The sequence below is a fragment of the Fodinicurvata fenggangensis DSM 21160 genome (assembly GCF_000686045.1).
Taxonomy (GTDB): domain Bacteria; phylum Pseudomonadota; class Alphaproteobacteria; order Kiloniellales; family DSM-21159; genus Fodinicurvata; species Fodinicurvata fenggangensis.
Genome location: NZ_JMLV01000005.1, coordinates 99093 through 112568, shown reverse-complemented (window position 1 = coordinate 112568; position 13476 = coordinate 99093). Strand labels below are relative to the sequence as shown.

At 61.2% G+C, this 13476-nt stretch carries 13 protein-coding genes; 1 reads left to right on the top strand and 12 read right to left on the bottom strand.

Annotated elements, in window-relative coordinates:
* Position 1: 1 nt before the first annotated feature.
* The gene (locus BP38_RS0109365; RefSeq protein ID WP_026987521.1) at positions 2–1291 is read left to right on the top strand and encodes an NCS2 family permease; all 1290 of its coding nucleotides are present in this window, start codon (positions 2–4) and stop codon (positions 1289–1291) included.
* Between the two features lie 343 nt (positions 1292–1634).
* On the opposite strand, the gene BP38_RS0109360 is transcribed toward BP38_RS0109365, so the two are convergent.
* The 12 genes from BP38_RS0109360 to nuoI all read right to left on the bottom strand — a co-directional run bounded on the left by BP38_RS0109360 (position 1635) and on the right by nuoI (position 13369).
* Entirely contained in the window at positions 1635–2765 is a 1131-nt protein-coding gene (locus BP38_RS0109360) for an alanine racemase (RefSeq protein WP_026987520.1), read from the bottom strand.
* Positions 2766–2866: 101 nt separating this feature from the next.
* Positions 2867–3121 (bottom strand): DUF1467 family protein, encoded by a 255-nt coding sequence (locus BP38_RS0109355; protein ID WP_026987519.1) that lies wholly within the window; start codon positions 3119–3121, stop codon positions 2867–2869.
* A 67-nt stretch (positions 3122–3188) separates the two neighbouring features.
* Positions 3189–3593 (bottom strand): methylmalonyl-CoA epimerase, encoded by a 405-nt coding sequence (gene mce, locus BP38_RS0109350; RefSeq protein WP_026987518.1) that lies wholly within the window; start codon positions 3591–3593, stop codon positions 3189–3191.
* Positions 3594–3653: 60 nt separating this feature from the next.
* Positions 3654–5348 carry a ribonuclease J gene (locus tag BP38_RS0109345; protein WP_245602375.1) on the bottom strand — a complete coding sequence of 565 codons (1695 nt, stop codon included), beginning with the start codon at positions 5346–5348 and terminating at the stop codon, positions 3654–3656.
* Positions 5345–6124, bottom strand: coding sequence for a type III pantothenate kinase (locus BP38_RS0109340; RefSeq protein WP_026987516.1), 780 nt, complete (start codon positions 6122–6124; stop codon positions 5345–5347). The genes BP38_RS0109345 and BP38_RS0109340 overlap by 4 nt, the downstream gene beginning before the upstream one ends.
* A gap of 3 nt (positions 6125–6127) precedes the next feature.
* Positions 6128–6898: a biotin--[acetyl-CoA-carboxylase] ligase gene (locus tag BP38_RS0109335; protein ID WP_026987515.1), complete on the bottom strand. Its 771-nt coding sequence runs from the start codon at positions 6896–6898 to the stop codon at positions 6128–6130.
* The gene (gene nuoN, locus BP38_RS0109330; RefSeq protein WP_026987514.1) at positions 6895–8346 is read right to left on the bottom strand and encodes an NADH-quinone oxidoreductase subunit NuoN; all 1452 of its coding nucleotides are present in this window, start codon (positions 8344–8346) and stop codon (positions 6895–6897) included. The genes BP38_RS0109335 and nuoN overlap by 4 nt, the downstream gene beginning before the upstream one ends.
* A 12-nt stretch (positions 8347–8358) precedes the next feature.
* Positions 8359–9885, bottom strand: a complete 1527-nt coding sequence (locus BP38_RS0109325) for an NADH-quinone oxidoreductase subunit M (RefSeq protein WP_026987513.1) — start codon at positions 9883–9885, stop codon at positions 8359–8361.
* Between the two features lie 10 nt (positions 9886–9895).
* On the bottom strand, positions 9896–11836 hold the full coding sequence (gene nuoL, locus BP38_RS0109320) for an NADH-quinone oxidoreductase subunit L (RefSeq protein WP_026987512.1): 1941 nt from the start codon (positions 11834–11836) through the stop codon (positions 9896–9898).
* Between the two features lie 9 nt (positions 11837–11845).
* Positions 11846–12154, bottom strand: a complete 309-nt coding sequence (gene nuoK, locus BP38_RS0109315; protein WP_026987511.1) for an NADH-quinone oxidoreductase subunit NuoK — start codon at positions 12152–12154, stop codon at positions 11846–11848.
* Positions 12155–12156: 2 nt separating this feature from the next.
* Complete coding sequence (locus tag BP38_RS0109310; RefSeq protein ID WP_026987510.1) at positions 12157–12771, bottom strand: NADH-quinone oxidoreductase subunit J; 615 nt, start codon at positions 12769–12771, stop codon at positions 12157–12159.
* A 109-nt stretch (positions 12772–12880) separates the two neighbouring features.
* Positions 12881–13369: an NADH-quinone oxidoreductase subunit NuoI gene (nuoI, locus tag BP38_RS0109305; RefSeq protein ID WP_026987509.1), complete on the bottom strand. Its 489-nt coding sequence runs from the start codon at positions 13367–13369 to the stop codon at positions 12881–12883.
* Positions 13370–13476: the final 107 nt, after the last annotated feature.

Sequence of the window (13476 nt, the reverse complement as noted above, 5' to 3'; positions counted from 1 at the left end):
GATGCTGCAATCCTATTTCAAGCTGGCCGAGCATGGCACGACGGTGCGTACCGAAGTCCTGGCCGGCTTCACCACCTTCCTGACCATGGCCTACATCACCTTCGTCAATCCGGCGATCCTTTCGGAAACGGGGATGGATTTCGGTGCCGTCTTCGTGGCCACATGCGTGGCGGCGGCCATAGGCACGCTGGTTATGGGGCTCTACGCCAACTATCCCATTGCACTGGCACCGGGCATGGGACTGAACGCCTATTTCACCTATGGCGTCGTGCTGGGCATGGGCTACGAATGGCAGGTCGCCCTGGGGGCCGTCTTCCTGTCGGGTGTCCTCTTCCTGATTCTCTCCCTGCTGCCGGTGCGTGAATGGATCATCAATGCCATTCCACGCAGCCTGAAGATGGCGATCTCGGCCGGCATCGGCCTGTTCCTGGCCATCATCGCCATGAAAGAATCCGGCATCGTCGTGGACAGCGAGGCAACCTTGATAACGCTCGGGGACCTCACGGCCTGGCCGGCCATCCTGGCCCTCTTCGGTTTCTTCGTGATGGTCGCCCTGGACGTCCACCGCATTCCCGGGTCGGTCATCATCGGCATCCTGCTGGTCACGGCCATCGGCGTCAGCCTGGGCATTTCCGAGTTCAAGGGTTTCATCGACCTGCCGCCCAATCCGGCACCCACGTTCCTGCAGCTGGATATCGGCGGCGCCCTGCAGATTGGCCTCGTGAGCATCGTCTTCACCTTCCTGCTGGTTGACCTCTTCGATACGGCGGGCACCCTGGTAGGTGTCGCCCACCGCGGTGGCTTGCTGGACGAGAACGGCCGTCTGCCGCGCCTGCGGCAAGCCCTTCTGTCGGACTCCTCGGCCTCGGTCGCGGGCTCCCTGCTCGGCACCTCAACCACCACCTGCTACATCGAGAGCGCTGCGGGTATCCAGCAGGGCGGGCGCACCGGGCTGACGGCCGTCGTGGTGGCCGCACTGTTCCTGCTGTGCCTCTTCATCTCGCCGCTGGCCAATACCATCCCCTCCTACGCCACGGCCCCGGCCCTGCTCTATGTGGCCTGCATCATGGCGCGCGGCATTGCCGAACTGGACTGGTCGGATGTCACGGAAGCGACGCCGGCGGTGATCACGGCAATCGCCATGCCCTTCACCTATTCCATTGCGGATGGCATCGGGATAGGATTCATTTCCTATGCGGTCATAAAGCTGCTTTCCGGCCGTCCGGCGCAGTGCCCGATTGCGGTCTACCTGATCGCCATACTTTTCGCGATCAAGTTTGCCTTCCTGTAAACAGGGATAACATTACAAGATGAACGGCCCGCGCACAGCAAGCGGGCCGTTCTTTTTTGACTGCTCCATACTGCAGCGCAGCATAAAATTGTGATGACTCCGCGATTTCTTTCCCTTACTTTCACGATCGTCCACGCAAGGGTGCGTGGATACCAAGTCTGCGGAGGAACGCCGCCCGATTTTCCCCTAGAAGAAAACGGGCAAGAGAAAAGGATCCAAGAGGCTTAAAGCCCGCATCCTTTCAGGCAGGTCGCGAAAGCGAACCTGCCTTTGTTTTTGTCACGAACAGCTCCCGAATTAGGCCAGGCATCTTCTCTTCTGCAAGGGACGCTGTTCAGGCGCTTTACCAGCCGTTGGTTCTCTGCCACTGACCGATGACTGTTCCCTCTGAATCGTGCACCGTATAGCCCTGATAAGCCGCCGCGGTCATGCAGGCGTGATTTGGCCAGATCCTGAGCTTCGTGCCGATCGGAAATCGTGTGAAATCCAAATCCCCTCCGGCCTGACGCAGCAGTCCATGCTCCTGATGCACTGTTTCGACAAACAGGCCCTCAAGAAGCTTGCCATTCAGGCCGGAAACCCAGCCGTAACCAACATCGTCAAGAAAGCGCTTTGCACTGACGTCCTTCGACAACGCCAATCCACCCGCATCAACCAGCAGCGCTCCGGTATGGCGGTTATGTCCGATCACGCTGCATAGGACGGACAATGCCAGGTCCTCCCACTGACAGCTACCGATCCCCAACTGATCAAGGTCATTGAAAACATAAACGCCTGGACGCATTTCGGTGAGCCCATCCAGCCTCTCGGCCGCGACAGCAGTGGGCGTGGAGCCAGCACTGACAATGTCACAGGGCAGGCCCGCTTCACGAAGCCTCTGCGCCGCATCCACAAGTGCCGAGCGTTCCTGCTCCGCGACCTCACGCAGTCTGCTGAATCCCTGGACCTCATAGGCATGCCCGGCATGGGTCATCACACCCTTCAGCTCAAGTTCCGGTGCCTCGTGAATCGCGCGGGCCACGTTCAGGAGTTCAGGCGCATCCGGCAGCAGGCCTGCGCGGCCCCCGCCGCTGTCAATCTCGATCAGGAACTGGAAGCGCGTCTCTAGGCTCAGTGCCTGTTCAGCCAATCCGGCGACCGCCTCGATACTGTCGGCCACAAGCAGCATCCCTGTGCCACTGGCCTGCAGTGCCATGACCTCTTCGGAACGCGCCGGGATCATGCTGACGGCATAGAGAATATCGCGGATACCGGCCTGCGAGAAATACCTTGCCTCATCCAGTGTCGAGACCGTGATTGCGCCTGTATGGCCTGCTGTTGCGTAACCGGCCACATCACTCGATTTGGCGGTTTTCATGTGCGGGCGCAGCGCAAGGCCCGCCCGCTTCATACGCTGGGACATGCGCTCGCAATTGCGGCGCAGGACGCCCTCATTCAGCAGCAGGTTGGGAGTTTTGAGTTCGTCGAGGTGCATGAGCCTTCCAGCAGTTCAGAGATTTTGCCCGAAGTCTTGTCTCGATCCGTTATGAAAATCCGGCCATCGGGACTCAGGAGTCCGGCCGATTGCCCGGTCCCTCAAGAGTAGATGTCGGGCGCCAGGTCGCGGAAGGAGATGATATCGGCTTCGATCACGAAATAAATGATCAGCCAGATGACCGCGCTGATGACAGTCGTGACAAGCGCCTTGCGTCCCAGCATGGGGTTTTCCGGCGCGCCTGCCTCATGGCCCGGCTCCGGGTTCTCATTGCGCCTCACCCCCCATGGCAGGACGGTGAAGATGACCAGCCACCAGACGACGATATAGACCATCAAGCCGGTAAACCAGTTCATCGCCCGATCACCTCACCCTGGACGGTCCGGCCGTCATCGCAAAGACACTGCATCGAAGTCATTCCTGTCAGACCTGCTCCAGTTCGATCAGGGTTCCGAAGAAATCCTTGGGGTGCAGGAACAGGACCGGTTTTCCATGGGCGCCGGTCTTCGGTTCGCCATCCCCCAGGACACGTGCACCCTGCGAGACCAGTCGGTCGCGTGCGTCATGGATATCATCCACCTCGTAACAGATATGATGGATGCCGCCCGCAGGCGATTTCTGCAGGAAGTTGGCAATGGGCGAGTCCTCGCCCAGCGGGCGCAGCAACTCGATCTTGGTGTTGGGCAGCTCGACGAAAACCACGGTTACGCCATGATCGGGCTGGTCCAACGGTTTCGACACCTGGGCACCCAGGGTATCGCGATAGCTTGCCGCGGCGGCTTCCAGATCCGGCACCGCAATGGCCACATGGTTCAAACGCCCGATCATGCCAGTTCGTCCTTCTGCTTCGTCCCTTGCCCTTGCCTGAGGAAAACCCATTCCACCGGATCAGTCCAGGCGGATGACCTGGACCTCGATGATCGGTTTCTTGCCCAGAATCCGTGTCAAGGCGCGCCGTGCAGCCACACGCGCCGCCTCGCCAACGGCATCATCGTCGCCTCGATCCTGACGACTGAGACGATGTAACGCATCCTCTACGGCATCCAGGACATCCTCCTCGATCTGCGGTTCCTTATCCATGTCGAACAGACCACTGGCCGAAAGCACCGGATCGGCAGCCAGGTCCCCCGTATCGTCCACCACAAGAGTCAGCACCGCCGAGCCATTGAAGACCATGCGCTTGCGCATGCGCAGGACGGGACTCTCCAACTCACGCAGCACCGTACCATCCACGACCAGGCGGCCACTGTGGACATGGTCGATCACCTCCGCAGGTCCCGGGACCAGGCGCACCATCGCGCCATTTCGCGTGTCTATGATTTCCGGCACCTGGCAATCGCGCGCCAGGGCGGCATGGGCCGCCAGGTGGCGCGGTTCACCATGAACAGGAACCGCCACACGGGGACGCACCCACTGGTACATCTGCGAAAGCTCGTCGCGACAGGGATGGCCGGAGACATGGATATCCCGCTTCACATCGGCCGTGATCAGGTTGATCCCCCGGTCCGAAAGCAGGTTGTAGAGTGCCAGGATGGATTTCTCATTGCCCGGAATAACCCGTGACGAGAAGACCACGCTGTCCCCTTCCTGCAGTTCCACATCCTGATGGTCCCCGTTCGCGATGCGCCAGAGGGCCGCCCGCGGCTCCCCCTGAGAGCCTGTGCAGAGCAGCAACACCTCTTCACGGGGCAGGTAATCGATATCCCGCACATCGATCAGCGCCGGCATGTTCTGCAGATAGCCGGCCTCGCGGGCCGAAGCGATGATCCGGTGCATCGAGCGTCCCACCAGGGCCACGCGACGCCCATGGGTTTCAGCCACATGCATGACCGTCTCCAGCCGGGCCACATTGCTCGCGAAACAGGCAACGGCCACCCGGCCCTTGAGTCCGGCAAGCTCGCGCTCCAGCGCGGCACGCACATCCAGTTCCGATCCGGAATCGCCCTCGACCATGGCGTTCGTGGAATCGCAGATCATGGCCTGGACGTTCTCATCGGCAAGCGCAACCAGGCGCTGCTTGTCGTAGTTGTCCCCGACCAGGGGATCGGGGTCCAGCTTCCAATCGCCCGTGTGCAGGACAGTGCCGCAGGACGAGCGCAGGATCACGGCGTTGGGCTCGGGGATGGAGTGCGTCAGGGTCACCAGCTCGATCTCGAAGGGGCCCACCCGGAACTGCCCGGACAGCGGCACCTCGATGATCTCCGGTACGTCCGTCGCCTTGTCGTCGGCGAACTTCCGGCGCAGCAAGGCCGCCGTGAAGGGGGTGGCATAGACGGGGCAGCGCAGTTGCGGCCAGAGATAGCTGACCGCACCGATATGATCCTCGTGCGCATGGGTCAGCACCAGGCCGGCCAGGCTGTTCGCCCGCTCGACGATGAAGTCCGGATCGGGCATGACCACTTCGATGCCCGGCAAGTCATGCTCGCCGAAAGCCACGCCCAGGTCGATCATCAGCCACTGTCCGGCATGCCCATAGAGGTTCATGTTCATACCGATCTCACCCGTTCCCCCCAGGGGCAGGAACAGCAGTTCATCGTCACCCGGCGTATGAATGCCCGGAGCAGTCTTGCGTTTCTTGGTCACGCGGGTGCCTTCCTGTATGTGTGATAGAGCATTCGCAATCCGATGACCGTCAGGTCACGATTGACGTGATCGATCGCATCGGTCGTTTCGTGAAACAGGGGCGCCAGCCCGCCGGTTCCGATGACCGTGTGGGCCTGGTCCTTTTCCTTCTGAATACGCGAAACAAGCCCTTCGATCAGTCCAATATACCCCCAGAACACACCGGACTGCATGGCGGTAACAGTGTCGTCCCCGATCACGGCCCTGGGCTTTTCCACCGCAATGCGCGGCAGGCGGGCCGCGGCATTGTAGAGCGCATCCATGGACAGGTTGATCCCCGGGGCGATGATTCCGCCGCTGTAACCGCCGTCGGGATCGATCATGTCGAAGGTCGTCGCCGTTCCGAAATCCACCACAATCAGCGCACCGCCATAGATCTCGTGAGCCGCAACGGCGTTGGCCAGGCGGTCCGCACCCACCTGCTCCGGACGCGAAATCCTTATGGGAATGTTGTAGGCGGCGACCGCCTCTTCCACGGAAAAGGCACTGCAATCGAAGTAGTTGGAAACCAGACGGTCCAGTTCGCGGCTGGCGGCCGGGACCACGTTCGAAATGATGCAGCCCTCCACATCACTTGGTTTGATGCCTTTCAACGCCATCAGCTGCGTCAGCCAGACCGCATATTCATCGGCCGTCCGGCGCGCGTTGGATGAACAACGCCACTGGGCCACCAGGCGCTCACCCTCGAACAGAGCGAAAACGGCGTTGGTGTTCCCGGAATCAATGGTCAGAAGCATGGCTTATCCTGCAGGAAAGACGTTTCCGCTGGAAATACGCCGCCGCGTGCCATCATCAAGCAGCAGCAGAAGGTATCCGTTCGTGTCGATATCCTCGAACACTCCCGAAAGCGTTTCCGATGGCAGGCGCACTTCGATGCGCTTGCCCTTGTGCTCGGCATGCTGCAGCCAGCGGGCGCGAACTGCGTCAAATCCGTTGTCCAGCCAACGGCTGGTCCAGGTTAGCATGTGACGCGCAAAGGCCTCCAGCATTTCCGCCTCGTCCACCTGCCCTCCACCCTCGTTGTGCAGGCAGGTTGCGCGATAGGGCGTATCGAGCGGCGCGCTCGCGATATTGATTCCGCAGCCCAGGATCAGGTGATCGATCCCTCCCTCGGCCCCCGAACGGGTTTCCATCAGGATGCCGGCAACCTTGCCGTTGTTCAGCAGGACATCGTTGGGCCACTTGTAGGTTACATTGACCGGCGGAGAGACGGCGCCAATGGCATCGCCGATTGCCAGCGCCGTCACGAAACCCAGCTGCACCGCCTGGGAGGGCTCGCACTCGGGACGCAACACCAGAGAGAGATAGAGATTGCCCGTCGGGCTGCTCCAGTCACGTCCCTGCCGGCCGCGCCCCTTTGTCTGCTCTTGCGCCCAGACCAGTGTTCCGTCTTCAGCGCCTTCTTCGGCCAGCCGCCTGGCCTCGTCCATGGTGGAGCCGACCGAGGATAACTGGACAAGCCTGTAGGCCGGCGGAAGGCGAACAGGCCGTTCCGCATCTCTCTCCGTCATGGCCCAGCGGGGAAGAAGGCCTCGGCGGCGGCCGAAGCGCTTTCGAGAATGGGCGAGGGCATGATGAAGAACAGCAGCACGATAACACTGGTCGCCGTCAGCACCACAGCCATCTCGCGCCCAATGGGCTGGTCGAAAGCTTCCGAAGGCTCGTCAAAATACATGACCTTGATGATGCGCAGGTAGTAGAAGGCGGAGATCACACTGGTCAGGACACCGATCACAGCCAGGATATAGAGACCCGATTCCACGGCCGCCAGGAAGACATACAGCTTGCCGAAGAAACCCGCGAGTGGCGGGATACCGGCCATTGAGAACATGAAGATGGCAAGCGCCAGCGCGATCAGCGGATTGGTCCGGCTGAGGCCTTTCAGGTCATCGATGCGCTCGACCATACGGTCGTTCACCCGCATGCAGAGGATCACCGCAAAGGTGCCCACATTCATGAAGAGGTAGATCGCCATATAGACGCCCACCGCGCGAATGCCTTCCTGCGTGCCGGCAGCCAAGCCGACCAGGGCGTAGCCCATGTTGCCGATGGAGCTGTAGGCCATCAGGCGCTTGATGTTGTTCTGGGCTATGGCTGCAAGTGCGCCGACAAGCATCGAAGCGACGGCGATGAAGACGATGATCTGCTGCCACTGGTCCACGAGCTCGCCAAAGGGGCCCATCAGCACGCGCACGAACAGCGCAAGCCCCGCGATCTTCGGTGCAACGGCGAAGAAGGCCGTAATGGCCGTAGGCGCCCCCTCGTAGACATCGGGCGTCCACATGTGGAAGGGCACGGCGGAGATCTTGAAGGCCAGGCCAGCCGACAGGAAAACCAGGCCGACCGTCAGGCCCAGGGACACCTCGCCCCCGTTGGCGAAGATTTCCGCCAGGGTCGTGAAATTCGTCGTGCCCGTGAAACCATAGATCATCGACAGGCCATAGAGCAGCATGCCCGACGACAGCGAACCCAGGACGAAGTATTTGAGCCCGGCTTCCGAGGAACGCAGGGTGTCACGGCGAATTGCGGCCACGACATAGAGCGCCAGGCTCTGCAACTCGACGCCCATGTAAAGGGCAATCAGGTCGTTGGCCGATATCATCATCAGCATGCCGACCGTGGAGAAAAGCAGCAGGACCGGCAACTCGAAGCGGGCCATCTGCTCGCGTTCGATGTAGCGCTGCGCCATCACCATGGTGAGCGCCGCCCCGATCAGCACCAGCATCTTCATGAAATCGCCAAAGCCGTCGTTGGCGAAAAGGTCGTTGAAGGCGGAGGTGTTGCGCGTCGGGCCCATGAGAAGCAGGCCAAGGGTCACGATGAGGGCCGTGACCGACAGGGTCATGATCAGCCGCGAAGAGCCCTCGCCGCGAAAGACGCCCAGCATCAGCAGGGCAATGGCGCTGCAGGCCAGGAAGATCTCCGGCAGAGCGGTAAGAATGTCGTTTCCGATATTCACGGTCCGTGCCCCCTAGCGCGAAATCAGGTTCCAGGCAAAGGAAGAGGATCCTCCCTCGCCAAGCGCCAGCTGATAGTTTTCGATTAGGTTCTCCACCGAGGCGGACATCACGTCCAGGACCGGCATGGGATAGACCCCGAACAGGATGGCAAGGATCAGCAGCGGTGCGAAAACCGCCTTTTCCCGCCAGCTGATGTCCAGCAGACCCTTCAGGTCGTCCTTGGTCAACTGGCCGAAGATGACCCGGCGATAGAGCACCAGCATGTAGATAGCCCCGAGTACCATGCCGCTGGCGACCAGCAGGCCCAGCCAACTGGAAAGCTGGAAGGCCCCCATGATGACCAGGAACTCGCCCACGAACCCGCTGGTGCCGGGCAGGCCTACAGAGGCCAGCATGAAGATCATGAAGACCAGAGCATAACGCGGCATGTTGTTGGCCAGTCCGCCATAGCGCGCGATCTCGCGCGTGTGCAGGCGGTCATAGACCACACCGACACAGAGGAACAGGGCGGCCGAGACGATGCCGTGGCTGAGCATCTGATAGATCGCCCCCTCCATACCCTGCTGATTCAGGGTGAAGATGCCAGCGGTGACATAGCCCATGTGCGCAACCGAGGAATAGGCGATCAGCTTCTTCATGTCCGTCTGGGCCAGGGCCACCAGTGAAGTGTAGATGATGGCAATCACCGACAGCGCAAAGATCAGCGGCGCAAAGAACTCGGTCGCCTGGGGCAGCATGGGCACAGAGAAGCGCAGGAAGCCATAGGCCCCCATCTTCAACAGCACGCCGGCCAGGATGACCGAACCAGCAGTCGGCGCTTCCACGTGGGCATCCGGCAGCCAGGTGTGCACCGGCCACATCGGCACCTTCACGGCAAACGATGCCAGGAAGGCGAGCCACAGCCAGTTCTGCAGCGCGGGATCGAAACCGTATTCCATCAGGCTCGGAATGTCCGTCGTGCCCGATGTGAAGTACATGGTCAGGATGGCCAGCAGCATCAGGACCGAGCCGGTCAGCGTGTAAAGGAAGAACTTGAAGGCCGCGTAGACGCGCCGGGCGCCGCCCCACACCCCGATGATCAGGAACATCGGGATCAACACGCCTTCGAAGAAGATGTAGAAGGCGATGAAGTCGAGCGCGCAGAACATTCCCACCATCAGGGTTTCCAGCACGAGGAAGGCGATCATGTACTCCTTCACGCGTGTCTGGATGGCGTCCCAGCTGGCCAGTACGCACAGCGGAGTCAGCAGGGTGGCCAACAGGACGAAAGGCATCGAGATGCCGTCCACGCCCATGTGATAGGTCAGCCCGAGTGAGGGGATCCACTCGGCCTTTTCCACGAACTGGAAGTCCGCTGTGCCGCGCTCGAAGCCGAACCAGATGAACAGCGACAGCACGAAGGTGATCAGCGAGGTCCAGAGCGCGACATAGCGGGCATTGCGTGCAACGACAGCATCATCACCGCGGGCCGCGAAGATGAAGGCCGCACCCACCAGCGGCAGGAAGGTGACCAGGGACAGAAGGGGCCAGGAACTCATCATAGGTCGTTCACCGCAATGCCATGAAGATGTACCAGGAAATCAGCAGAACGACGCCGATCAGCATGGCAAAGGCGTAGTGATAGAGATAGCCGCTCTGCAATCGGCTGACCCGCCGGGACAGGCTCTGCGTGACCGCGGTCAGGCCGTCCGGACCCAGGCCGTCGATCACCGCACCGTCGCCGCCCTTCCAGAGGCCGCGCGCCAGCCAGAAGGCCGGACGCACGAAGACCGCGTCGTAAAGCTCGTCGAAGTACCACTTGTTGAGCGAGAAGCGATAGAAGGGCTCGGCCTGGCGCGCGAATTCCCCCGGCAGCTCGGGCCGGCGGATGTACATGTACCAGGCCAGCCAGAGACCCAGCAGGGTCATGATCATGGGCGAGGCCTTCACCCAGAAGGGCACGTGGTGTGCATCCTCGATGATGCTGCCCAGGACCAGCAGGGAGTCGCCCCAGAAAGCCTCGCGCCCGTCGCCGACGAAGGGTCCATAGAAAACGGCTCCCGCCAGAACCGCACCGGCGGCCAGGACATAGAGCGGCCAGACCATCACGCGCGGCGACTCATGCGCATGCTCGAAGGTATGGTGATCCGCGCGTGTCTCACCATGGAAGGTCAGGAACAGCAACCGGAAGGAATAGACAGAGGTCAGGAAGGCCGCGACCACACCCATGACGAAGGCAAAACCGCCGGCGCTGCTCTGTGCGGCATAGGCCGCCTCGATCACGATGTCCTTGGAGTAGAAGCCGGCAAACCCGGTGACGCCCGGAATCCCGAAGCCGACCAGGGCCAGGGTGCCTATCCACATCAGGGTATAGGTGACGGGGATCTTCTTGTAGAGACCGCCCATCTTGCGCATGTCCTGCTCGTGATGCATGGCGTGAATCACCGAGCCTGCGCCCAGGAACAGCAGGGCCTTGAAGAAGGCGTGTGTCATCAGGTGGAACATCGCCGCGCTGTAGGCCGACACGCCGATGGCAAAGAACATGTAGCCGAGCTGCGAACAGGTGGAATAGGCGATGACCCGCTTGATGTCCGTCTGCGTCAGGCCGACCGTCGCGGCGAACAGGGCCGTGGCACCACCCACGTAGGCCACAACGTCCAAGGCGATGGGCGCATACTCGAACATCGGGGACAATCGACAGAGCATGAAGACACCCGCCGTCACCATTGTTGCGGCGTGGATCAGGGCGGACACCGGCGTCGGGCCTTCCATGGCGTCGGGCAGCCAGGTGTGCAGGCCCAGCTGCGCCGATTTCCCCATGGCCCCCACGAACAGCAGAAGGCAGATCGCGGTCAGGGCGTTGGCCTCCATGCCGAAGATGCTGATGGTGGTCTCCGCCATGTCCTCGACCTGCGGGAAGACCGCGTCGAACTGCACGGCCCCGAACAGCAGGAAGGCACCGGCAATGCCGAGTGCGAAACCGACGTCGCCCACGCGATTGACCAGGAAGGCCTTGATGGCGGCGGCATTGGCGCTGGGTTTCTCGTACCAGAAGCCGATCAGCAGGTAGGACGCAACACCGACACCTTCCCAGCCGAAGAACATCTGCACGAAGTTGTCCGCGCTGACCAGCATCAGCATGAAGAAGCTGAACAGCGACAGGTAGGCCATGAAGCGCGGGATCGACTTGTCGTCGGACATGTAGCCGACGGAATAGATGTGAACGACACTGGAGACGACCGTGACCACGCAGAACATGATGGCCGTCAGGGTATCGACACGCAGGGCCCAGGACAGCTCGAAGGCGCCGGAATCAATCCAGGTGAACAGCTCGGTGGTATAGGCGTTTCCGCCCAGAGCTACGTCGAAAAACACGACAATGGACAGCAGTGCTGCAACCACCATGGGTATGCAGGTCACGAGCTGCGCGCCGCGGTCCCCCAGGGAACGTCCGAGGAAGCCGGCGAGAATCGCACCGATCAGCGGCAGAAATACAATGGCGACATCCATGGCGCCCGCCTATCCCTTCATCATGTTGATGTCTTCGACCGCGATGGAACCGCGGTTGCGGAAATAGACGACCAGGATCGCCAGGCCAATCGCCGCCTCAGCAGCCGCGACTGTCAGGATGAACAGGGCGAAGACCTGCCCGACCAGATCGTTCAGGAAGGTGGAGAATGCCACCAGGTTAATGTTGACCGCCAACAGGATCAGCTCGATCGACATCAGGATGACGATCACGTTCTTGCGGTTCAGGAAAATCCCGAAGATTCCCAGGGTAAAGACAATCGCCGCGACGGTCAGGAAATGCCCAAGTCCGATTTCCAGCATCACACGCCCCCTCCGCTCGGCACATCCTTGACCTCGACGCTGTCTTCGGTCCGGCGCGAAATCTGGTCCGAGATCGACTGCTTGCGCACACCCTCACGGGTACGCAGGGTCAGGACGATGGCCCCGATCATGGCGACCAGCAGGATCAGCCCCGCCGCCTGGAAGAGATAGACATAGCGGTCATAGAGCACTGCGCCCAAAGCCTGGGTGTTGGTGACATCCCCTCCGGGCGAGAAGGGGATCTGCGCCACGCTCTGGGCTTCGGGAACGGCCACCCAGGCCCCGGCAACCATGGCCAGTTCGATCAGCAGGATCAGCCCGATCAGCACGCCGACCGGAAGATACTGCAGGAAGCCATGCTTGATCTGCGTCACATCGACGTCGAGCATCATGACCACGAAGAGGAACAGCACGGCGACCGCTCCGACATAGACCACGACCAGGATCATGGCCAGGAACTCGGCGCCCATCAGCACGAAAAGCCCGGCCGAGTTGAAGAAGGCCAGGATCAGGAAGAGGACGGAATGAACCGGGTTCCGCGCGGCGATCACCATCATGGCCGAAGCCACCACAACGGCGGCAAATAGATAGAAGGCCAGCGCCTGGACTACCATTGGGCTCCCCCTTCCTGTTTGCGACCTGTGCTCGGCACGTCTGCTTCCCCCTTGTCAAACCTCGCACACCAGCATACGGAGGCCTCCGCTGCCGGTGTGCTCACTGCCCTTAGCGATAGGGCGCGTCCAATGCAATATTCTGGGCAATCTCGTATTCCCAGCGATCCCCGTTCTCCATGAGCTTCTCCTTGTTATAGAAAAGCTCCTCGCGCGTTTCGGCTGCAAATTCGAAGTTGGGCCCTTCGACAATGGCATCCACGGGACAGGCCTCCTGGCAATAGCCGCAGTAGATGCACTTCGTCATGTCGATGTCGTAGCGCGTCGTCCGGCGGCTGCCGTCCTCGCGCGGTTCCGCCTCGATGGTAATCGCAAGCGCCGGGCAAATCGCCTCGCAAAGCTTGCAGGCAATGCAGCGCTCCTCGCCGTTGGGATAGCGCCTGAGGGCATGCTCGCCCCGGAAGCGCGGACTCAAGGGCCCTTTCTCATAGGGATAGTTCAGGGTCACCTTGGGCTTGAACATGTAGCGCAGGGTCATCCATAGCCCTGACAGGAGTTCTGTCAGAAGCAGGCTGCGGGCTGTGCGATCGACGAAAGCCATCTCCGTCAAGTACCTTTCTCGCTCAAGATGGACACACCCCCTTGCAAGCTGTGCCCAAAGACCCCCGGTGAACGGGTGGCGACACCATAGCCGCCAGCCCGGTGGAC